The following is a 20,862-nucleotide window of genomic DNA, read 5'->3' as shown; positions in this document are numbered from 1 at the left end:
CAGCCCGTACGGCGGTTCGGGGCCGACCGCTAACGGTGAGACCCGAACTCCACTACCTGCTGGTAGGTCGGTCGGTTCTGCCAGTTGGTCGTGGGGTGGGTGATGCCGCCCAGGGGGCGGTGGATGATCGCGTCCGTGCACCACTGGTTGCCCGCCGCGCAGTTGTCGTCGCCGGGGTAGACCGTGGTGGCGGGCAGGGACGCGGCTGTTTTGAGCGTGGTGAGCAGGGTGTCGCGGCAGGCGTTGAGGGTGCCGTTGCCGCAGTATGTCGTCGCCGTCGGGGACTGGACCGGGTCGCCGAGGATCTGCCTGAGGTCCTTGTCGACATATCCCCACCAGCCGTACTGGAAGGCCGAACCGCTGTGCGCGCCGGTCGGGCCGTGGCTCGACGCCGGTGACTCGTCGACCGGGAGCGAGGCGGTGAGCGCCTGGTAGAGACCGTCTCCGAGCGCGGGCCTGAACTGGGCCTCCACCAGCCGGGGCCACCAGGCGTCCATGATGCGTACGGCGGCGGAGTGGCCGTACGAACGCGAGCCGGGCGCGGTCTCCCTGCGCTGCGCCCCGGCGGCGCCCCAGGCCTCCAACTGCCGTACGGCGGTGTCCAGTTGGGGATCGGTGACGGGTGCCGAGCGCACCACCCTGAGCAGTTCGGGCAGCACCTGCTCACCGCGCAGATCAGTCACCGCGGCCTCGGCCATCGCCCGGGTGAGGGAGGCACGGGTGACCCCGCCGTCCGCGACCAGTTCCTTGACCCGGTCGTCGAGGAGATCGCCCCGGTGCACCGCGCCGAAGCCGAAGCCGGCCGTGTCGTACTCCCTGGCCTGCCGGTTGTTCCAGGAGATGTAGTAGTCCTGCCCGGCCGACTGCGGATGCTCGGCGAAGGGGGTGTACGCGGCGGTGTTGTACGCCGGGTCGTAGTCCTGCCATTCGTACGCCGGCTCCGCCCTGACCGGCAGCGCCGGATCGACGCCGGGCGCCCGCACCGGATTCATTCCGCTGTTGAAGTACGCGGCGGTGCGGGAGTCGGCGTAGAACCAGTTGAAGGCATAGCCGATGTGTGAGGCCGCGCGCTGGAAGGAGGCGGCGTCCTTGGTGTACGAGGGGTCGTTGAGCATCTGGAAGCCGATGATCGAGTCGGCCTCGTGCCGGTAGGTCGTACGCAGCGAGGTGTACGCGACGGGCTTGCCGCCGATGGTCGCGCGATGCGTGACCATGCCGTACTCGGTGCGCCGGACCTGGAGCCGGTAGGAGCCCGCGGCGGTGGAGTCGGCGACGCTGGGCTTCCAGGAGTTGACGCGTTCCATCTTCTCCATCGGGGTGCAGACGGAGTGGTGGAGATAGTGGGCGGAGGCCGTGGTGGGGGCCGATCCGTCGGGTTCGCACAGCTCTACGGCGTAGGTGTCGGTGATGTCCTGGCCCGATGAGGTGGCACTCCAGGCGTAGTCCTGGCCGCGGCCCATCTGGACGTACATCCCGACACCCGCGAAGGCGGCGCCGCGGGCGCTGATACCGGGGCCCTGGAGTTCCTGGAGCATCAGGAGCTGTGGCGCGAAATAGCCGGTTTGCGGGCCGAAGACGGCGACGGGGTTGCCGCTCGCGGTGTGCTCGCCGGAGACCAGCAGGGCGTTGGACATGCCGCGACCGGCGGAGAGCGAGCCGGGCGGGATCACCCCGTCGTCGAAGATCCCCTGGGCGGGCTTGAGCAGCGCGGGGGCGCGGACGGGGGCTTTCGCACCGGTGCCGGCCGAGCCCGTCCTGTCGTACACGAGCTGCTCGGGCCGTACGGAGCCCGGGTCGGGCAGGGCCGTGCCCCTGGGCTGGGCGGGCTTCCTCGCGTACGGGAAGGCCGTGCCGTTGTGGAGGGTGAGGACGGCCTCGGGGTCGTCGCGCTGGCGGAAGGACTCCCAGACCCGGGTGCCCTCGACGACTCCGTACTTCTGCTGCGCCGCCAGCAGCGAGAGCGCGGCCTGCACCTCGCCGCCGCCTCCGCCGCCGAACTGGCCGCCGACGACGGAGGCGATGGAGATCAGGTCGGTGACCTTGAACGGCTGGATCTCGCCGGCGTTGGTGATCGCGTCGACCTTGCCGGTGAGAACGTACTCGCCGGGGAAGTAGCGGCCGTTCTTGGACTGCTGCCGGTAGGCGTTGATGCCGTCCACATACGCCTGCGCGTCGGCCATGGCCAGCTCGCCGCGCTCGCCGCCGGTGGTCCTGATCCGCTCGATCTGCGCCTCGTAGTCGGCTTCCGTGTACGGGGCGGCGGGCCAGAACTGCTGCTCCAGGCCCTGGTTGGCGAGGGCGCCGCCGGCGAACGGAGTCAGCTCACCGCGCCCGATATGGCGGAAGAGGTCCATCATCCAGAGCCGGTCCTGGCCCGCCGCGTAACCGGCGCCGAACTCGGTGCCGTAGCGGGTGGTGCCCTTGATGTGCGGGACGCCGGTCTGCTTGTCGCGGGTGATGGTGACATCGGGGCGCGGAGTGATGACGGATTCGACCCGGTCCGCGGGGACGCCGAAGGACGCGTCGTTGAAGAAGTCGGTGAGCTTCTCGTCGGTGAGCCCGCTCTGGCCGGCCACCAGCGCGTCGTACCGGGCGAGTTGGTCGGAGCTGTGGCCGGGGCGGGTGCCGAACCCCTGGTGGGCGAGGATCTCGGCGAGGGTGGCGTTGCCGTTCTGGCCGGGCGGCAGGATGTCGGCGCACCGGTTCGCGCAGTGGTCGGTGACGGGGTCGGCGGCGGGCGCGGACGTGGACGCGGGCGCGCGGTCGAGTGCGGCGGGTACGGCGGAGGCCCGCTCCAGCGGGACCAGCAGAGCCGCGCCCAGCGCGCACACCGCGGCGGCGGTGGCGGGTGTGAGTCTTCCGGTGCGTCGTCGCATGGGTGCTCCTCGGGGAGTCCGGTGCGCGGGAGGTTACCGAGGGTATGACCGATCGGTAAGGTGAACATCAGTCACCTTCTCCGGGACATCAACACCTCTCCACGGGCTGCCGCACCCGGGGCCGACGGGCTGCCGCACTCGTGACCTACGGGCTGCCGCGCTCGGGGCCGACGCGCCGGGTTTCCTCTGAGTCACCTATGCATCGCGCATGAATTTCGCTCGAAAACAGCCGTTATGACTGGTTCATCGAAGCAATCTGGAATTTGATGGAGCCAAACGGGGCAGGCGTACGTCCATTCCTCAACGCCGAAGTAGCGACGGAGGTGGCATGCGATGGCCGGATTCCGGAGTCTTGCGAGACAGGTGCGCGATCCGCGATGTGATCTGGCCTTGCGACGGTATTCACTGCGCAAGTGCCTGGAGCGGTTCGCCCCCTATGGACACCGGGCGACCTGGGATCATCTGTGCGCACGGCACGGTATGGAGCCCGAGGACAGGTCCCCCGACCCGGCGCGGCTGATGGCCGCGCTCGATGAACTGGAAGAGGCGCGGGCCGTCTGGCTCGTGTACGAGGGAGAATTCGCGGAGCGGCGCAGGCGCGAGAAGCACGAAGGGCTGAGGCGGCCCGGGAGCTTCGACGACTGGCACCGGCGGACCTGGGGCGGCAATGGTGTCGCCCGCTGCGACGACCCGGCGGTCCATCCGTCCGAGTCGCTCGCCGAGGTGCTGCGCCGGCTGATCTCGGGCCTGCAGTCGGAGCCGGGCGTGGCCTGTCCCGTCTGCGCGGAGCCGGGGATCGTCTGGCGGCCCGATCTGTCCAACGAGCCGTGGTCGGGACCGGTCTGCCGGAGCTGCGGCATCGTCGTACCGCAGCCGCTGCTCACCCCCGAGGCGCTGGCCCGGGCGAAGCGGACACGGCTCAAGGAACTCGCTTCGGTGGCATGAGATCCGCGGGGGCGGCACCAGGACGGCGCGCCCCCGCAGCGGACGGCGAGTAGCAGTGGGCAGCAGGCTCCGCGGTGAGTGGCCACGGCGGTACGACCGCGGTACGAGCAGCCGTACGAGCCGATGTCAGCAGCAGCGGGTGGTGTCCGGGCGTCCGGCGTCCGGCCGCTCCTTGGGAACCCGGGCCTCCGGCATCAGACGCGAGCCCGTCATCCGGTCGCCGAACACATCGTCCGGATTGGACAGCACGCAGGTCTCCAGGGACAGACAGCCGCAGCCGATGCAGTCCGTGAGGTGATCACGGAGCCGGCCGAGCTGTTTGATGCGCTCGTCCAGCTCCGAGCGCCAGGCCCGGGAGAGCCGGGCCCAGTCGTCGCGGTTCGGCGTGCGCTCCTCGGGGAGTTCGGCGAGGGCGTCCCTGATCGTCGCCAGCGGGATGCCCACCCGCTGGGCGGCGCGTACGAACGCCACCCGGCGCAGCGCGTCGCGCCCGTATCTGCGCTGGTTGCCGCTGGTCCTGCGGCTGCTGATCAGGCCCTTGGCCTCGTAGAAGTGGAGCGCCGACACCGCGGCGCCACTGCGCGCGGAAAGCTGTCCGACGGTCAGCTCATGGATCTTCTCGGGAATCTGCGGCACTCCTCCAACCCTAGACGAGTAAGTCCGAGGTTCCGTCTGCCTGGAGACGCCTGGCACGCACGCTCGCGGCGTTGCCGAAATGCCCAAGTAGCTCCGCTACGAGGGCACTGCGGCGCCTTGCGATCGCACGCACCAGCCGCCTCCAGGCCCGCCCTGCGGGCGGACGACGCCACCTCGGACTTACCCGTCTTGCCCGTACGGGGTGTGCGCGTTGACAGGAGCACACCGGCCCAGCAAGCTGAGCAAGCGCTTGGAACGGGCCTGCGGGGCAGGGACCGGGAAGACCGAGAAGCCAGGGACCCCGAGAGGCAGGGAACAGGGACATGGCCGAGCCGAGGATCTTCACCTCCGCCGACGAGCTGCGCGCCGGGGTCGGCGAGCAACTGGGGCACAGCGACTGGCTGGAGATCGACCAGAAGCGGATCGACCTCTTCGCCGAGGCCACCGGGGACCACCAGTGGATCCATGTGGACCCGGAGCGCGCGGCGTCGGGCCCGTTCGGTACGACCATCGCGCACGGCTATCTGACGCTGTCGCTGCTGCCCGTGTTCGTCCCCCAGATCCTGCGGGTCGAGAATGTGACGATGGGCATCAACTACGGGACCAACAAGGTCCGTTTCCCCTCCCCGGTGCCCGTCGGCTCGCGGCTGCGTGCCTCGGCGGTGCTCAAGGAGGCCGTGGAGGCGGGCGGGGGTGTGCAGATCACGACCCTGGTCACGGTCGAACGGGAGGGCGGCGAGAAGCCGGCCTGTGTGGCGGAGTCCGTCTCGCGCTTCTACTTCTGAGGATCCCGCGGCTTCCGAGGCTCGTCAGGCCCCTGCGTGCGACTGCGGGTCCTGCGAATCCCCCGGCTCCGACGGCTCCGCCGGCTCCCGCGCCGAGACCATGCGCAGCACCAGACCGGCGTAGAGCGCGCCGACCTCGTCGGGCGTCCGGCGGCCCGCCGCGTTGAACCAGCGCGCCACATCGATGCAGAGCGACAGCACCGCGAGCGTGGTGCCCGGCACGTCGGGCACATCGAACTCGCCGTCCCGCACCCCGTCGCCCAGGATCCGCCGTACCGCCGCGTCGCTGCGCCGCCGCAGCTCGACGATCTCCGTACGGTGCTCTGGGGCGAGCGAGTCGAGTTCGTACTGCACGACCCGGGCGGTGGTGTGCTGCGCCGCGTGCCAGCGGACGAAGGCGCGTACGGCCTCGGAGAGCCGCTCCGCGGCCGTGCCCTCGCCGTCCGCCGCAGCCGTCAGAATCTCCAGCGCCTTGTCGTGCCCGATCCTGCTGATCCGGTGGAGCAGTTCTTCCTTGGTCTTGTAGTGGATGTAGAGCGCGGCCGGGCTCATGCCCGCGCGGCCCGCGATGTCCCGGGTGGTGGTGGCGTGGTAGCCGCGCTCGGCGAACGCCTCGACGGCGGCGACCAGCAGCCTTCTGGCCGCCTCCGGCTCGACCTCACCCCACGGAGCGCCCTCGCCGTCCGCCGTCTGCTCCGCCGTCCGCATCGCTCGCACCTTTCCCTCGGCCCCTCGGCCTTCCGTTCGGCCGTCCACTCGGCAGGACGAACACCATACCCCGAGCTGAGCAAGCGCTTAGAGCGCACGGAACCCGGCCGCGCCCGACCCGGCGAGCAACCTTTCGGTCCGCGCCGAACCGTTCCTGCCGCACCCTGGACCCATGGCACCCACCGCGCACCCGGGAACCCCGCTCGCGAGTCTCGCCGCGCTGCTCGCCGACGAGACCCGCGCGGCCTTCTGTCTCGCCCTGCTCGACGGCCGCGCCTGGACGGCGGGCGAGCTGGCGCGGTACGCGGGCGTCGCGCCCTCCACCGCCAGCGAGCACCTCGGAAAGCTGATCGCGGGCGGGCTGTTCGCCGAGGAGCGGCAGGGCCGCCACCGGTACGTACGGTTCGCCGACCCGGGCGCCGCGCATCTCGTCGAGGACCTGGCCGCGCACTCCGCACCCGCGCCGGAGCGGCCCCGCACCCTGCGGGTGGCGGGCGCGACCAGCGCCATGGCCCGCGGCCGCACCTGCTACGACCATCTCGCGGGCCGCCTCGGGCTCGCGGTCACGGAGGCGATGACCGTACGGGGACTGCTCCGCCAGGACACCGGCTTCGCGCTCACCGACCGGGGCCTGAAGTGGTTCGGGGAGTACGGGATCGCTCTGGAGCGCTCGGGGCGGCGGCCGCTCGTACGGCCGTGTCTGGACTGGACGGAACGCAGACCGCATCTGGCCGGGGTGGCGGGCGCGGCGTTCTGCCGCCATGCGCTGGACAGCGGCTGGTGCGTACGGATCGGCTCCGAGCGGGCGGTGAAGGTGACGCCGGAGGGCGAGCGGGCGCTGTACGAAGGGCTGGGGATCGAGCCGCGCATATTGCGGTGAGGGCCGAACTGTTGTCCGCGTACCTTCCCCGTATGACGCACTCGCACCGCACGACGCCACCGGCGCGGACGGCCTCCGCGCAGGCCCCCTCGGTAAAGACCCCCTCGGTGAAGTCCTCCTCGGTGAAGTCCCCCTCCCCCGCCGCCTGGCTCCCCCTGGCCGCGGCCGGGGTGACGGTCTTCTGCTGGGCCTCGGCCTTCGTATCGATCCGCAGCGCCGGAGCCGCCTACTCGCCGGGGGCACTGGCCCTCGGCCGGCTGCTCGCCGGGGCGCTGGTCCTCGGCGCGGTCTGGCTCGTACGGCGCGAAGGTCTGCCGCCCCGGGCGGCCTGGCCCGGGATCGTCGTCTCGGGCGTGCTGTGGTTCGGCGTCTACATGGTGGTGCTCAACTGGGGCGAGCGGGAGGTGGACGCGGGCACGGCCGCGATGCTCGTGAACATAGGCCCGGTCCTCATCGCCCTGCTCGGTTCCCGGCTGCTGGGCGAGACGCTGCCGCCCCGGCTGGTCGCGGGCATGGCGGTGTCGTTCGCGGGCGCGGTGGCGGTGGGACTCTCGATGTCGGGCGAGGGGCGCGCCTCGGTACTCGGGGTGCTGCTCTGTCTGCTGGCGGCGGTGGCGTACGCGGCCGGGGTGGTCGCGCAGAAGCCGGTGCTGGCGAAGGCGACCGCGCTCCAGGCGACGGTGTTCGGCTGTCTGATCGGCGCCGTCGCCTGCCTGCCGTTCGCGGGGCAGCTCCTCGACGAGATCGGGAGCGCCCCGCTGTCCGCCACGCTCAACATGGTCTATCTGGGCGTGTTCCCGACCGCGCTGGCGTTCACGACGTGGGCGTACGCACTGGCCCGTACGACGGCGGGACGGATGGGGGCGACGACGTACGCGGTTCCGGCGCTGGTGGTGCTGATGTCCTGGCTGTTCCTGGACGAGGTCCCCGGCCTGTTCACGCTCGCGGGCGGCGCACTGTGCCTGGCCGGAGTGGCGGTGGCACGCTCCCGCGCACGGTCAGCCCGTCCGGCGATTGAGGACACAGCCAGCCGGTCCGGCGCTTGAGGACACGGCTCGGTTGTCGACCGCGCAACCCGTTCACGCGTCCAGGCCCGGCAGTTTCCTCGGTGCCGGGCAGATCCGGCGGCCGTAGTCGTCGAACACGTACAGATGCGCGAGATCGACCAGGAGCGGCACCTGCGCGCCCGTCCGCAGCCGCATGTCGGGGCCGGTACGGACGACGAGATCGCTCGCCGTGATGGCCGGGCGGTCGGGGCTGTACGTGAGGGGCGTCGGCTGCTCCGGCTCGTCGACGCCCCCGGCGGGACCGCCGGCCCGTCCGGCGGCCCGGCCCCGGAGCCGCCCCAGCACGCCGGGCTTCTGCCCGTTCCTGCGGCGGCGCGGGGCGGTCCTCGGCCGGTTCGCGGGCCGCGGCGATTCGAGTTCGGTCACCACGGCGGGCCGGGAGCCGGTGTTGAGATGCACCAGCGCCTCGTGCCCCTGGTACTCCATGTGCTCGACGATCCCGCTCAGCGCCACCTCGCCGGAGCGCGCCTCGCTGGGCGACGCGATACGCGCGGCCTCGGACCGCAGCCCCACGATGATCTGCCGGCCCTGCTGGATCCGGAGCAACTGGTGGTCGGAGCTGAGGGGTTCGGGCAGCGGCAGCCGCTGCTTGCCGAGGTCGATGGACATCCGCCCGGCCAACGGCGCATACACCACGGCCTGGAGGAGATTGATCCGCGGGGTGCCGATGAACGCGGCGACGAACACGTTCTCCGGCAGCGCGTACACCTCGCGCGGCGCACTCACCTGCTGGAGCACTCCACCGCGCATCACCGCGACCCGGTCGCCCAGCGACATCGCCTCGGCCTGATCATGCGTCACATATACGGTGGTGACGCCGAGTTCGGCGGTGAGCTGGGCTATCTCGGCACGCAGATGGTTACGCAGCTTCGCGTCCAGATTGGAGAGCGGCTCGTCCATCAGAAAGGCCGAGGGCCGCCGGGAGATGGCCCGGCCCATCGCGACCCGCTGGCGTTCGCCGCCGGAGAGCTGGCTGGGATAGCGGTCGAGTACGCTCTCGATGCCGAGCATCCTGGCGGTGGCCTGGACCCGCTGGCTGGTGTCCGCGCGGGGGTTCTCCAGCCGCAGCGGGAAGCCGATGTTGTCGCGGTTGGTCATGTTCGGGTAGAGCGCGAAGTTCTGGAACACCATCGCCATACCGCGTTCCCGGGACGGCATGAGGTTGGAGTACACGCCGTCGAGGAGGAGTTCGCCCTCGGTGATGTCCTCCAGCCCCGCGATCATGCGGAGCACGGTCGACTTGCCGCAGCCCGACGGGCCGAGCAGCACCACGAACTCACCGGGGGCGATATCGAGCGAGAAGCGGTCGACGGCGGGCGGCACGGACCGGCCGTACAGCTTGGTGACACTGTGCAGAGAGATGGCGCGAGTCATGGATGTTCCGCCCGGGGAGGGAGAGGTGGAGCGGGTGCGACGCCTGAAGTTAGCCGACTACGCGCGGTCGCGGAACGTTTCGCGCGAAGGTTCGGGGCCAGGGTACGGAAGGCGTCAGGAGCCGTGCCGGGAAACCGGTTCAGTAACCGGTTTCCCCGCGGATTCCGGTGTCCCGTCCACTGTCCCGCCCGGTGTCGCGCCCGGCTTCCGCAGTCCCATCCCCGCCGCAGCGATCAGCAGCGCGCCGAGCATCATGAAGGGCGCGGCCGCCCCGGCGACCCCCGCCACAAGACCGGCGGAGGCGGGCGCGGCGACCTGTCCGAGGCGGTTGCCGGTGAGCCGCAGCGCCAGGGCGGTGGAGCGCGCCTCGTCGGGAGCGGCCCGTACGACGGTGGTCATCGACAGCGGCTGGCCGACCCCCAGACAGAACCCGAGCGCGGCAAGCACCAGACCGAGCCCCCACACCGGTACGGGCAGGGCGATGCCCGCGCACAGCAGTCCGCCGAGCAGACAGGTCGCGGTGAGCAGGGCCGTACGTCCGAGCAGGCGCAGCATCGGCGGCATCACCAGCCGGCAGGCGATGGTGGCGGCGGCGCGCAGGCTGAGCAGCAGGCCGATGGTGGCGGGCGCGATGCCCCGCCGCTCGCCGATGACCGGCAGATAGGCGGTGAGGACATCGGTCGTGGAGAGCACGGCCAGGCTGATGAACATGCCCGCGGGGACGCCTCTGGTCCGCAGTATCCGCCCGACGGGCACCTTGGCCGGCCGTCCGGCGGCGCGGGCGGCGGGGGTACGGGGTTCGAGCCGCCAGAGCGCGGTGAAGGCGGCCGCGGCGACGGCCGCCGAGGCGAGCAGGGCGAGGGCGCTCGTACGGTCCATGCCCGCGCCCTGGCCGGAGACCAGCAGCCCGGCGGCGGCCGGTCCCGCGAGCTGCCCGAGGGAGGCGCCTATGGTGAAGTGGCCGAAGTTTCGGTCCTGTTCGGCGGAGGCGCTGCGGCGGGCGACGATCGACTGGGCGCCGATGACGAAGCAGAGATGCCCGAGGCCCATCAGCCCGCTCCAGACCGCGAGGGCGGCGAGCGAGCCCGCCGTACCGCTGAGGGCGCAGCCGGCGGATATGAGGACCACCCCGGCGGCCAGCAGCGGGGCGCACCGCCCCCGGTCGGTCCTGCGGCCCAGCGGTACGGCGACAAAGAGAGGAAGCAGCGCGTACACCGCGGTGATCACACCGATCGCGCGCTCGTCCGCGCCCATGGAAAGGGCCCGGTACGAGACCGCGGGGCGCGCCATCGACACCGCGCCCTGCGCGAAGCAGAACGCGACGACCAGCCGGAGGAGCCAGCCCCGCCCGCCGGGCACCCGGTCCCCGCCCCGTCGCCGCACCATCAGATGATGCCGAAAAGGAGCCCGGCGCCGAGCACCACCAGCGAGGTCAGGGCGGCCCATTTGACGGTGAACCTGGTGTGGTCGCCGAACTCGACCTTGGCCATGCCGACCAGGACATAGACGGCCGGCACCAGCGGGCTCGACATGTGCAGCGGCTGCCCGACCAGTGAGGCACGGGCTATTTCCAGCGGGGAGACGCCATGGGCGGCGCCGGCCTCGGCGAGCACGGGCAGGACTCCGAAGTAGAAACCGTCGTTGGACATGAAGTAGGTGAGCGGCACGCTCAGCACACCGGTGACAAGCGCCATGTGCGGGCCCATCCCCTCGGGAATGGCACCGACGAGCCAGTCGGCCATGTGCTGGACCATACCGGTACCGGTGAGGACGCCGGTGAACACGGCCGCCGCGAAGACCATCCCGGAAACATTGAGGACATTGTCGGCATGGGCCGCGATCCGGGCCTTCTGGTCGGCCATGTTCGGGTAGTTGACGGTGAGGGCGAGCGCCGCGCCGAGGAGGAAGAGGACCGGGATGGGCAGCAGCTCCATGATCATCGCGGTGAGCAGGGCGACGGTGAGCGCGGCGTTGAACCAGTAGAGGCGGGGGCGGAGGGTGGCGCGGTGCGGGTCGAGCCCCTGGAAACCGCCGTCGCCGGGGCCCTCGGATCCCTGTGCGCCTTCGGAGCGTTCGGATCCTTCGGCGGGAACGGTACGGTTGCCCATTCCTTCGGCGGGAACGGTACGGTCGTCCGCGCCGGTTCCGGTGCCGCCGCTGCCAGTGCCGCTGCCGCCGGTCGCGCTCGTCCCCGTACCGCCGCCGCTCTTCACCAGGACCGGCTGCCCGGTCGTCACGGTCCCGCTCTCCAGCGCCTCGTCCAGGGTGAGCATCCCCAGCCGCCTGCGCTCCCGTACCCCCAGCACATAGGCGAGTACGAACACACAGAGCAGCCCCACACCCAGCGCCGGGATCATCGGGACGAACACATCACCGGCGTCGACCTTGAGCGCGGTGGCCGCGCGGGCCGTCGGGCCGCCCCAGGGCAGGGTGTTCATCACGCCGTTCGCGGTGGCCGCGACCCCGGTCATCACGATCCGGCTCATCCCGAGCCGCTTGTAGAGCGGATACATCGCGGACACGGTGATCATGAAGGTGGTGGAGCCGTCGCCGTCCAGCGAGACGATCGCGGCGAGCAGGGCCGTACCGACGACGATCCGCATCGGATCGGCCTTGCAGAAGCGCAGAATGCCCCGGACGACCGGATCGAAGAGCCCGACATCGATCATCACGCCGAAGTAGACGATGGCGAACATCAGCATGGCGGCCGTGGGCGCCAGATCCCCGACTCCCTTGAGGACATAGTCGCCGAGTTGTCCGCCCTGACCGACGAACACACAGAACAGCGCGGGGATCAGCACCAGCGCCGCGATCGGCGACATCTTCTTCATCATGATCAGCACCAGGAAGGTGGCGATCATGACAAAGCCGAGGATGGTCAGCATGGAAAGGCCCCTCACGTTCACCCTTGAACTCCCGCCGGGGCGGCGGTCCGCATGACGTTAGGGCCGGTTTCCGGCCGTTTACAAGATGTTGACATGCGAGCAATAAGCGCAAAACCCCAGGTCACAGCGGGGGCGCCGGCTCCGCGACCGGAGCGGAGAGGCCCTCGGTCCAAGCACTCGCCCCAGACCCACCGCCCCAGCCCTCGGTCCAAGCCCTCGGTCCAAGCACTCAGTCCAGCGTTCTCGCCAGATACGCCCGGAGCAGTTCCCTGGTCTCCGCCACTATCCCCGGGTCGCCCGCCGGGTCCCTGCGGAACGCGAGCTGGAGCAGTGCGTCGGTGGCCTCCACCGCGACCAGGACCGTCCGGTGCAGCTGCTCCGTGGGCGCCCGGCCGAGATGCGCCGCCAGCAGCCCGGTCAGGCGGCCCACCACCCGCAGCCCGGGATCCGCCTCCGGCGCGGTCGCCATCACCCGTGTTCCCAGGGGGAGTTGGGCGCCGAAATCGACCCGTCCGAAGCCGGGCACGGTGCGCCGCATGGCGAGGTACTCGTCCAGTACGGCATCGATCGCGGCCCGCCAGTCGCGCGCGTCCAGCGGTGCCAGCCGCTCCGTGACGCGCCCGGCGTAGCGGTCCAGATTGCGCCGGGCGAGCGCGTCGGCCATGGCGCGCTTGTTGTCGAAGAAGCGGTAGACGGAGCCGATGGGCACGCCCGCGCGCACGGCGACGGCCCGGGTGGAGAGCCGCTCGTACCCCGTCTCGTCGAGGAGTTCGGCGCAGGCGTCGAGGATCCGGGCGAGCCGCTCCGTACTGCGCTGCTGGACGGGCACCCGGCGCAGCCCGTCCGCGGAAGGCTCCCCGGCGGGCCCGGCGGGGAGCCCTCGGGGCCCCGGGCCCGTATCCGGCCGGATGTCCGGCTCCGCGCCCGGTGTCGCGTCCGTACGGTCGTGTGGCACGGATCCCATGATGCCGCGTGGCCCGTTGACGTGCCGCGACCGCATTCCTACGGTAGTACATAGGAATTCGTCCGGACAGGGACGGTACGAGCCGTGAGCGGACAGGGAGCGGACGCGGACGATGAGCGGCATCGAGCAGGCACGGAAGACCGCCGGGGATCTTGAGCACTCCCCCGGCTTCGGCAATGAACACACCTCGGAGGCCGTCCCCGGCGCGCTGCCGCTCGGCCGCAACGCGCCGCAGCGCGCGCCGCTCGGGCTCTACGCGGAGCAGCTCAGCGGCAGCGCGTTCACCGAGCCGCGCGCCCAGAACCGCCGGTCGTGGCTGTACCGCATCCGCCCGTCGGCCGCGCACCCGCCGTTCGTACGGATCGGCAACGGCGCGGTCAGGGGCGCACCGTTCACCGAGACCGTCCCCGACCCCAACCGGCTGCGCTGGAATCCGCTGCCCGACCCGGCCCCCGGTACGGACTTCCTGGCCGGGCTCTGGACGCTGGGCGGCAACGGGGACTCGACGCGGCGCACCGGTATGGCCGTGCACCTCTACCACGCCAACACCGCCATGACCGACCGGGTGTTCAGCGACGCGGACGGCGAGCTGCTGATCGTCCCCGAGCGCGGCGGGCTGCTGATCCGTACGGAACTGGGCCTGCTGGCCGCCCGCCCCGGCGAGGTCGCGCTGATCCCGCGCGGGCTGCGCTTCCGGGTGGAGCTGCTGGACGAGACGGCGCGCGGCTATGTCTGCGAGAACTACGGCCGGCCGTTCACCCTCCCCGACCTCGGCCCGATCGGCGCCAACGGCCTTGCCAACGCCCGGGACTTCCTGGCCCCGGTCGCCGCGTACGAGGACATCGAGCGGCCGGTCCAGGTGATCAACAAGTTCTGCGGGAACCTCTGGGCCGCCACCTACGACCACTCGCCGCTCGACGTCGTCGCCTGGCACGGCAGCCATGTGCCGTACGTATACGATCTGCGCCGTTTCAATGTCATCGGGTCGATCAGCTACGACCATCCCGACCCGTCGATCTTCACCGTACTGACCTCGCCCTCCGACACCCCGGGCCTGGCCAACGCCGACTTCGTGGTCTTCGGCCCGCGCTGGCTGGTCGGCGAGAACACCTTCAGGCCGCCGTACTTCCACCGCAATGTGATGAGCGAGTACATGGGCCTGATCGAGGGCGCGTACGACGCGAAGACGGCCGGCGAGGGCGGCTTCGTCCCGGGCGGGGGCTCGCTGCACAACATGATGTCGGCCCATGGCCCGGACCGGGACACCTTCGAGCGGGCGAGCGCCGCCGAACTGAAGCCGCAGAAGATCGACGACGGTCTCGCGTTCATGTTCGAGACCCGCTGGCCGGTGGCCGCGACCGCGCAGGCGGCCGGAGCGGCCCATCTCCAGCGCGGGTACGACGACGTGTGGCAGGGTCTTGAGCGCCACTTCAGGCCCTGACACACGGGGCCTGCCTCAGGGGCTCCGGCCCAGGGGCCCTGATCCGGGGGGCCGTGGCCGTCGGGCTCCGGGCCAGGGGTTCCGGCGTGAGATCACAGTTGTGGAGGAGCAGGTGACCGCCTTCGCCCCCGACTCGCTGGTCCTGAACCGCAAGCTGCCGCTGTGGTACCAGGTCTCGCAGTCGCTGCGCGCCTCGATACTCGGCCGCCGGCCGCACGATCCGCTGCGGCTGCCCACCGAGGAGCAGCTCGCCACGCACTACGGGGTCAGTGTGCTGACGATGCGTCAGGCCCTCAAGGAGCTGGAGGAGGAGGGCCTGATCAGCAGGCACCGCAGGCGCGGCACCTTTATCGAGCCGGGCGTGCGCCGGGGCGCGCCGCGCCGGCTGCTGGGCTCGGTCGACGCGATCGTGGCGCAGCAGTCGGGGGAGCGTACGACCGTCCTCGGGCACGGTCCCGCCCCGGTCCCGGGTGAACTCGCCGAGTACTTCCCGGGACTCGACGAGGTGATCAGCTACCGGCGGCTGCGCTGCGACGGCGAGAGCGGGGAGCCGGTCAACTGGGCGGAGAACGCGGTCCGTCCGGAGATCGCGGCGGGGCTGGACGTGGCGGACCTGGAGCGCTGGCCGATGACCAAGGTGCTGCGCGACGGCCTCGGCGTCCGGATCAGCCGGATCACGGACACGGTCGAGGCGCGCCTCGCGGACCCGGCCACGGCGGAGCTGCTGCGGGTGCCGCTGCTCAGCCCGATCCTGCACTACACGGGCGTGACGTACGACGACGAGGGCCGGGTGGTGGATGTGGCCCGGATCCGCTACCGGGGCGACCGTTTCTCGTTCTCGGTGACAGTGGAGACGGACCTCACGGCCGAGCAGGCGCGGAAGAGCCCGTCCGGCGACTAGGGATACAGCGCAACGAGCCCGTCCCGCGATTTCCGTGCGGCGATCGAGGACAAAGCGGGTCCGGGCGGGCCCGATGGGGCGGCGGATACGATGCCGCAGAGGGCGCGCAGACCGACGGGAGGGCGGTCCGGATGACGGCGACGCGGTCCGGTACGACGGGCGGGAGCCCGCTGCTGGCGGATCTCCTGCCGTGGTCGGCGGCTCCGCTGCGGCTCGGCAGGTCCTGGATCCTGGCCCCGGACCGGGCGTCCCTGACGGCCCGCTGGGACCGGCTCGTAGGGGCCGGGGGCGCCGAGCGCGAGACGCTGTTCGGGCCGAGCCGGGCCCGTACGCCGCACAGCGCGGTCGCCGCGCTGCCGGGCGGGGCCACCGGCACCGGCCGGTTCGCACGGGAGTCCGGGCGCTGCCCGCAGCCGCGCCGGGTACTGCACGGACCGTTCGACGAGCAGTGGCTGATCCCGGACCACCGGCTGATCGACGCGGCACGCCCCGAGCTGTGGCGGGTCGCCGACGAGCATCAGCTCTTCGCCCTGGAACAGGGGTACGTACCGCAGGGCGAGGGCCCCGCGCTGCTGGTGACCGGGCTGCTGCCGGACGGGCGTTCCGCCGGGGGCGGGCCGGTCCGTATCCGGCCGCTCTACCGACGCCCCGGCGGCACGGAACCCAATGTCGCCCCCGGGCTGCTCGGCCTGCTCTCGGTCCGGTACGGGCACGAGGTCACCGCCGAGGAGCTGCTGGCGTGGGCCGTCGCCGCCGCCGTCCCCTCCCCCGAGGGCCCCGCGGTCCCGCTGACCGCCGATCCGGACGTCTGGGCCTCCGGGGTCGCGCTCGGGCGGCGGATGACCGAGGTCCAGCTCCGCGGGGCGCGGGGCGGCGAACGGCCCCGGCTGCCGGGCGGCCGGCGCCCGTACGTACGGGCCGCGATTCCCGCCCGGCCCGAGGAGATCGCATACGACCCGGAGGACGAGGCGCTCCTGCTCGGTACGGGCCGGATCTCGCCCGTACCGCACGGGGCATGGGAGTTCACGGTGAGCGGGGTACGGATCCTGGAGCTGTGGTTCGAGCGGCGCACCGCGCCCGCCGAGCCGGGCACGCTGGAGGCGATCCGGCCCCCGGCCTGGCCGCAGGAGTGGACCTCGGAACTGCTGGAACTGATCACGGTGCTGGCGCTGCTCGCGGAACTCCGGCCGCTCCAGAAGGAGTTGCGCGGCGGCCCGGAGATCGGTCCGGATGAGCTGCGGGCCGCGGGCGTCCTGCCGGTCCCGTCCGCGGCACGGCGGCCGGCCTCCGTACTGGACCACCACGAAGAGGGCCCGGAAGGCCAGTTCGCGCTGATCTGAGGGCAGCTCGTCTGAGGGCAGCCGGCCCGAGGGCAGAAGCGCGCGTAAAAGACAAGCGGGCTTCAAGGGCGGGTCGAGCGGGACTCAAGTACGGGTCGAGCGGGAGTCGAGTACAGGTCGAGCCGCCCGGGGACATCCGACGCGGTGCCGCGGGGCCGTTGGGGAGGACGGGCGAGCGGGAAGGGCACCGCGCCGGAGGGCCGGGATCACCCGGGCGCGTGATGGATCGTCTGAACACCGGAGCACCGGAACGCCGGCCACCGGTTCGCTGCCGCGAAGGTCAGTCGCGGCTGCCGAACAGCGAGCGGCGCAGCCGGCGCAGCGGCGCGAAGAGCGAGACCCGCGCGCTCTTGCTCCGGTGCGTCTCGGAGGCGTCCCGCGCGGTCAGTTCGCGCATCAGGAGCGTCGCCTCGGCCGTCTCTCCCTGCGGGACGGCGGGACCGCCGAGCACCGAGAGATGGCGGTCGAGGCGCGAACTGGTCGCGCTGCTCCCGCACACGACGGCAGGGACTCGCGCCCTGCTGTGTGCCGTTATCTGTTTCATGTCACTCCCCACCCGTACGAGGGCACCCGACCCGGGCAGGTTAACCCTAGCGCCCCCTCACGACACTCGGGTATCCCGCCTTCGCAAGGAACCACACCCGTACGGGGATTGACGCCCATGGCTCGATCCACCGCATTTCAGGGGTAGTTGGACATTTCGCCGGGCGGGCCTTCTGAGCCGGTCCGCCCACCTACGCCCTGCCGCCCGGCCGGAACCGGTACGGGACCAGTACGGGACCGGCAGCGGCTCCGGGGCCCGTCGGCGGTGCCCGGACCCTCTGCCGGTCCCGTCCGCATCAGGCGGCCGAGGTGAAGACCGGCAGATAGCCGCCCGACTGACCGGCGGCGGTGGGGTGGTACGACTCGCCTATGTTCAGCCAGTTGACGCTGTGCAGCCAGGCGTTGCCCGAGCAGATCTCATGCCCGGTGAAGGCCCCGGCGACACTGGCGAAGGTGAAGCCGTGGTCGGCGGCGCGCTTGCTGGTGACCGAGTTGAGATGGTCGGAGGCGGCGTTGATCGCGGCGCGCTCGTTCTCGCTCAGCCCCACCACACAGTTGCCGTTGAGCTGGTAGAAGCGCGGGTAGCCGAGGACGACCACGCGGGCCGAGGGAGCCTTCGATCTGATCGCGCCGTACACCGAGTTGAGGTTTCCGGGAAGGGTGCTGTCGACGTAACTGCGGGCCTGCGCGACCCGGTTGAGACAGGTGGCCTCGGACTGGAGGACACAGGTGGTCATCACATCGGCGAAGCCGGCGTCGTTGCCGCCGATGCTGATGCTGACGAGGTCGGTGGCCGCGTTGAGCGGGCCGAGCTGACCGGCGGTCACATCACCCGTACGAGCGCCGGAGCACGCGGTGAAGGCGAAGGTCGTGGGTGCGTGCGCGGCCGCCCAGAGGGCCGGATAGGCCCTGGGGGTGCGCTTGCAGTTGCCGCTGGCGCTGTCGTAGGCGCCGGCTCCGACACCGGAGGAGTACGAGTCCCCCAGCGCCACATAGTCGACGGCGGCGGCGGGGGCGGCCTGGGCGGCGGCCGCTCCGGTGAGAGCCAGCACCGCCCCCAGGACGAGCGAGGACGCGAGTGCCGTGATTCGGGACAGTTTCATGAGACCTCTCCGAAGCAGGGGCAGGGTTTCTGCCTGAACTGTGGTACCAGCCGCCACAGTTCACTGGAAGTGTCCATGCCAAAAACATTTCGGCGAGGTTTCGGAGCTGCCCCGCATCTGCCGGAGATCGAATGGAAACGATCAGGGAGGTACGGGATGCGACCGTCGAAGTACGGCCAAAAAGCCAAAAAGCGATTCGAGATCCCAGGTCTTGCCATACAGTCCGATTCATCAATACCGTCGTACATCCACCCGCATCGGTCCATCGGTCTCGGTCCACGGCATGGCGGCTCAAGGGGAGGGCTCAAGTGCCGCGGTGGGTCCCGGGGCGGGGCGTGCAATAGGGCCTGTCGTCACGGTGTCGTCGGGCCCTAGGGGGGTGCCGCTCGGTGACCGCTCCAGGCCGACACGGCCCGGGGCCGAATCGCGTGCCGCGCGGCCAGTACCACAGCTCACCCGCTCAGCACGGAGTGCCATGCCGTCATGTCCGGGGTGAGAACCCCCCTTTCGAACCGGAAACTCAGCCGGACCGCCCGGGGGCGGGCGGTCCACCGGACGAGAGGGAACACGACTCGTGAGCGCTTTTCTGCGCCCGGCGGCACCGGGCGAAGAGCCGTTAGCACATGAAGCGGCACCTGCCGCGTCCACCGGGGCCCTGCGCTACCGGCCCGTCTCCTCGCATCTCGCGATCGCGCCGCCCGTGAGCGTGGTCATTCCCGCGATGAACGAGGCGCGCAACCTTCCATACGTCTTCGCGACCCTGCCCGACTGGATCCATGAAGTCGTCCTGGTGGACGGCGATTCGAGCGACGACACCGTGCGGGTGGCCCGCGAGCTGTGGCCGGAGGTCAGGGTCGTCGCCCAGCGCGGCAAGGGCAAGGGCGATGCCCTGATCAGCGGATTCGCCGCGTGCACCGGCGACATCATCGTGATGATCGACGCGGACGGCTCGGCCGACGGCCAGGAGATCGTCTCCTATGTCTCGGCCCTGGTCTCCGGCGCCGACTTCGCCAAGGGCTCCCGCTTCGCCAACGGCGGCGGTACGGACGACATGACCGCGATCCGCAAGCTCGGCAACCGGGTCCTGTGCGCGGTCGTCAACGCCAAGTTCGGCGCCCGCTACACCGATCTCTGCTACGGCTACAACGCCTTCTGGCGGCACTGCCTGGACGACATCACCCTGGACTGCACCGGGTTCGAGGTCGAGACCCTGATGAACATCCGGGTCGTCAAGGCCGGGCTGAAGGTGCAGGAGATACCCAGCCATGAGTACGACCGGATCCATGGGGCCAGCAATCTGAGAGCCGTACGGGACGGCCTCCGCGTCCTCAGGGTGATCCTCCGCGAGCGGGGCGTCCCCCGGGCCGTACGGGCGGCGCGTACCCGGGCGGCGCGGGCCGTCCGTACCGGCGCGACGGCGCTCCTGGGCGCGGTTCCCCGGGGCGAGGTGTCATGAGCCGCCCGCACCGGACCCACCGTCACCCGGCCCGGCGTCACCGGCCCTTCTCCGTGGTGATCTGCGTCTATACCGAGGACCGCTGGCAGGACATCCTCGCGGCGGTCGACTCGGTGCGGGCCCAGTCGCTGCCCGCCCTGGAGACCCTGCTCGTGGTCGACCACAACCCGGCCCTGCTGGAGCGGCTCACCCGGGAGTACCAGCAGCACACGGCGCGCGGGGAGGTGCGGGTGCTCGCCAACGCGGGCCCCCGCGGCCTCTCCGCGGGCCGCAACACCGGGATCGCCGCCGCCCGCGGCGAGCTGGTCGCGTTCCTCGACGACGACGCGGTGGCCGAGCGCGACTGGCTGCGGTACTTCGACGAGGCGTACGAGGACCCGAAGGTGCTGGCGGTCGGCGGGCGTACGGAACCGGCCTGGTCGTCCGGGCGCCGGCCGGACTGGTTCCCCCAGGAGTTCGACTGGGTGGTCGGCTGTACGTACCGGGGGCTGCCCGGGGGCAGGGTGCGGGTCCGCAATGTCCTGGGCGGGAACGCGTCGTTCCGGCGTACGGCGTTCGACGCGGCCGGGGGGTTCGCGACGGGCATCGGGCGCGACGGCGACAAGCGCCCGCTGGGGTGCGAGGAGACGGAGCTGTGCATCCGGCTGAGCAGGGCCGTGCCGGACGCGGTGATCCTGATCGACGACCGGTCGGTCATCCACCACAAGGTCCCGCCGGGACGCGAGCGCTTCGGCTACTTCCGTACCCGCAACTACGCCGAGGGGCTGTCGAAGGCGCTGGTCGCGCGGAGCGTGGGCGCGGACAAGGGGCTCGAATCCGAGCGCCGCTACACCACTCACGTGCTCCCGGCGGGCGTCGCGCGCGGGCTGCGCGACGCGGCCCTGGGCCCCCCGGGAGGCGCGGCCCATGCGGACAGGAGCGTCACAGGGGTGGCCACAGCGGCGAAAGGGTACCTGGT

At 71.4% G+C, this 20,862-nt stretch carries 18 protein-coding genes; 9 read left to right on the top strand and 9 right to left on the bottom strand.

The genetic code is table 11. The annotated features are described in order from the left end of the window. Positions 1-29 precede the first annotated feature (29 nt). A complete protein-coding gene (locus ACFU9P_RS20460) occupies positions 30-2,876 on the bottom strand; it encodes a penicillin acylase family protein (protein ID WP_384082789.1) in 2,847 nt (948 codons plus the stop codon). A 333-nt stretch (positions 2,877-3,209) separates the two neighbouring features. On the opposite strand from ACFU9P_RS20460, the gene ACFU9P_RS20455 reads away from it, so the two are divergent. Beyond that, on the top strand, positions 3,210-3,821 hold the full coding sequence (locus ACFU9P_RS20455) for a hypothetical protein (RefSeq protein ID WP_384082786.1): 612 nt from the start codon (positions 3,210-3,212) through the stop codon (positions 3,819-3,821). Between the two features lie 126 nt (positions 3,822-3,947). Here the strand turns inward: ACFU9P_RS20455 and soxR are convergent, their stop codons facing one another. Beyond that, complete coding sequence (gene soxR, locus ACFU9P_RS20450; RefSeq protein WP_376382995.1) at positions 3,948-4,457, bottom strand: redox-sensitive transcriptional activator SoxR; 510 nt, start codon at positions 4,455-4,457, stop codon at positions 3,948-3,950. A 323-nt stretch (positions 4,458-4,780) separates the two neighbouring features. Between soxR and ACFU9P_RS20445 the strand changes: the two genes are divergently transcribed. Beyond that, entirely contained in the window at positions 4,781-5,242 is a 462-nt protein-coding gene (locus tag ACFU9P_RS20445; RefSeq protein ID WP_384082781.1) for a MaoC family dehydratase, read from the top strand. A gap of 24 nt (positions 5,243-5,266) precedes the next feature. On the opposite strand, the gene ACFU9P_RS20440 is transcribed toward ACFU9P_RS20445, so the two are convergent. Beyond that, positions 5,267-5,950 (bottom strand): TetR/AcrR family transcriptional regulator, encoded by a 684-nt coding sequence (locus tag ACFU9P_RS20440; RefSeq protein ID WP_384082778.1) that lies wholly within the window; start codon positions 5,948-5,950, stop codon positions 5,267-5,269. A 172-nt stretch (positions 5,951-6,122) separates the two neighbouring features. Here ACFU9P_RS20440 and ACFU9P_RS20435 point away from each other — a divergent pair, with 172 nt between their 5' ends. Next, entirely contained in the window at positions 6,123-6,830 is a 708-nt protein-coding gene (locus ACFU9P_RS20435) for an ArsR/SmtB family transcription factor (RefSeq protein WP_384082775.1), read from the top strand. Positions 6,831-6,862: 32 nt separating this feature from the next. Further along, positions 6,863-7,876, top strand: coding sequence for a DMT family transporter (locus ACFU9P_RS20430; protein WP_384082772.1), 1,014 nt, complete (start codon positions 6,863-6,865; stop codon positions 7,874-7,876). 33 nt (positions 7,877-7,909) lie between these two features. Here ACFU9P_RS20430 and ACFU9P_RS20425 read toward each other — a convergent pair whose 3' ends face one another. From ACFU9P_RS20425 to ACFU9P_RS20410, 4 genes are all read right to left on the bottom strand, one after another. Beyond that, entirely contained in the window at positions 7,910-9,271 is a 1,362-nt protein-coding gene (locus tag ACFU9P_RS20425) for an ABC transporter ATP-binding protein (RefSeq protein ID WP_384082769.1), read from the bottom strand. A gap of 114 nt (positions 9,272-9,385) precedes the next feature. Next, on the bottom strand, positions 9,386-10,657 hold the full coding sequence (locus ACFU9P_RS20420; RefSeq protein ID WP_384082766.1) for an MFS transporter: 1,272 nt from the start codon (positions 10,655-10,657) through the stop codon (positions 9,386-9,388). Beyond that, the gene (locus tag ACFU9P_RS20415; RefSeq protein ID WP_384082763.1) at positions 10,657-12,156 is read right to left on the bottom strand and encodes a CitMHS family transporter; all 1,500 of its coding nucleotides are present in this window, start codon (positions 12,154-12,156) and stop codon (positions 10,657-10,659) included. The genes ACFU9P_RS20420 and ACFU9P_RS20415 overlap by 1 nt, the downstream gene beginning before the upstream one ends. A 229-nt stretch (positions 12,157-12,385) precedes the next feature. Next, positions 12,386-13,066: a TetR family transcriptional regulator gene (locus ACFU9P_RS20410; protein ID WP_384083472.1), complete on the bottom strand. Its 681-nt coding sequence runs from the start codon at positions 13,064-13,066 to the stop codon at positions 12,386-12,388. Between the two features lie 166 nt (positions 13,067-13,232). On the opposite strand from ACFU9P_RS20410, the gene hmgA reads away from it, so the two are divergent. The 3 genes from hmgA to ACFU9P_RS20395 all read left to right on the top strand — a co-directional run bounded on the left by hmgA (position 13,233) and on the right by ACFU9P_RS20395 (position 16,802). Continuing rightward, the gene (gene hmgA, locus ACFU9P_RS20405; RefSeq protein ID WP_384082761.1) at positions 13,233-14,561 is read left to right on the top strand and encodes a homogentisate 1,2-dioxygenase; all 1,329 of its coding nucleotides are present in this window, start codon (positions 13,233-13,235) and stop codon (positions 14,559-14,561) included. Positions 14,562-14,673: 112 nt separating this feature from the next. Beyond that, positions 14,674-15,462, top strand: a complete 789-nt coding sequence (locus ACFU9P_RS20400) for a GntR family transcriptional regulator (protein WP_384082758.1) — start codon at positions 14,674-14,676, stop codon at positions 15,460-15,462. Between the two features lie 131 nt (positions 15,463-15,593). Next, a complete protein-coding gene (locus ACFU9P_RS20395) occupies positions 15,594-16,802 on the top strand; it encodes a type ISP restriction/modification enzyme (protein ID WP_384082755.1) in 1,209 nt (402 codons plus the stop codon). Between the two features lie 280 nt (positions 16,803-17,082). On the opposite strand, the gene ACFU9P_RS20390 is transcribed toward ACFU9P_RS20395, so the two are convergent. Beyond that, complete coding sequence (locus ACFU9P_RS20390; protein WP_376383014.1) at positions 17,083-17,346, bottom strand: hypothetical protein; 264 nt, start codon at positions 17,344-17,346, stop codon at positions 17,083-17,085. Positions 17,347-17,641: 295 nt separating this feature from the next. Next, a complete protein-coding gene (locus ACFU9P_RS20385) occupies positions 17,642-18,448 on the bottom strand; it encodes an SGNH/GDSL hydrolase family protein (protein ID WP_384082752.1) in 807 nt (268 codons plus the stop codon). Positions 18,449-19,022: 574 nt separating this feature from the next. On the opposite strand from ACFU9P_RS20385, the gene ACFU9P_RS20380 reads away from it, so the two are divergent. Both ACFU9P_RS20380 and ACFU9P_RS20375 read left to right on the top strand, forming a co-directional pair. Then, entirely contained in the window at positions 19,023-19,904 is an 882-nt protein-coding gene (locus tag ACFU9P_RS20380; RefSeq protein ID WP_376383018.1) for a glycosyltransferase family 2 protein, read from the top strand. Next, positions 19,901-20,862, top strand: a 962-nt coding sequence (locus ACFU9P_RS20375; RefSeq protein ID WP_384082745.1) for a glycosyltransferase family 2 protein, incomplete at its 3' end; no start/stop codon positions are given. The genes ACFU9P_RS20380 and ACFU9P_RS20375, both read left to right, overlap by 4 nt.

The organism is Streptomyces sp. NPDC057617, assembly GCF_042800555.1.
Lineage (GTDB): Bacteria > Actinomycetota > Actinomycetes > Streptomycetales > Streptomycetaceae > Streptomyces.
This window is presented reverse-complemented; position numbering and strand designations above follow the sequence as displayed.

What these genes read in the sequence shown, in the direction of transcription:
- ACFU9P_RS20395 (WP_384082755.1), top strand. Translation starts at nt 15,594, where the DNA reads ATGACGGCGACGCGGTCCGGTACGACGGGCGGGAGCCCGCTGCTGGCG.
- ACFU9P_RS20385 (WP_384082752.1), bottom strand. Translation starts at nt 18,448, where the DNA reads ATGAAACTGTCCCGAATCACGGCACTCGCGTCCTCGCTCGTCCTGGGG.
- ACFU9P_RS20390 (WP_376383014.1), bottom strand. Translation starts at nt 17,346, where the DNA reads ATGAAACAGATAACGGCACACAGCAGGGCGCGAGTCCCTGCCGTCGTG.
- ACFU9P_RS20425 (WP_384082769.1), bottom strand. Translation starts at nt 9,271, where the DNA reads ATGACTCGCGCCATCTCTCTGCACAGTGTCACCAAGCTGTACGGCCGG.
- ACFU9P_RS20440 (WP_384082778.1), bottom strand. Translation starts at nt 5,950, where the DNA reads ATGCGGACGGCGGAGCAGACGGCGGACGGCGAGGGCGCTCCGTGGGGT.
- ACFU9P_RS20445 (WP_384082781.1), top strand. Translation starts at nt 4,781, where the DNA reads ATGGCCGAGCCGAGGATCTTCACCTCCGCCGACGAGCTGCGCGCCGGG.
- ACFU9P_RS20435 (WP_384082775.1), top strand. Translation starts at nt 6,123, where the DNA reads ATGGCACCCACCGCGCACCCGGGAACCCCGCTCGCGAGTCTCGCCGCG.
- ACFU9P_RS20430 (WP_384082772.1), top strand. Translation starts at nt 6,863, where the DNA reads ATGACGCACTCGCACCGCACGACGCCACCGGCGCGGACGGCCTCCGCG.
- ACFU9P_RS20455 (WP_384082786.1), top strand. Translation starts at nt 3,210, where the DNA reads ATGGCCGGATTCCGGAGTCTTGCGAGACAGGTGCGCGATCCGCGATGT.
- ACFU9P_RS20420 (WP_384082766.1), bottom strand. Translation starts at nt 10,657, where the DNA reads ATGGTGCGGCGACGGGGCGGGGACCGGGTGCCCGGCGGGCGGGGCTGG.
- ACFU9P_RS20415 (WP_384082763.1), bottom strand. Translation starts at nt 12,156, where the DNA reads ATGCTGACCATCCTCGGCTTTGTCATGATCGCCACCTTCCTGGTGCTG.
- ACFU9P_RS20460 (WP_384082789.1), bottom strand. Translation starts at nt 2,876, where the DNA reads ATGCGACGACGCACCGGAAGACTCACACCCGCCACCGCCGCCGCGGTG.
- hmgA (WP_384082761.1), top strand. Translation starts at nt 13,233, where the DNA reads ATGAGCGGCATCGAGCAGGCACGGAAGACCGCCGGGGATCTTGAGCAC.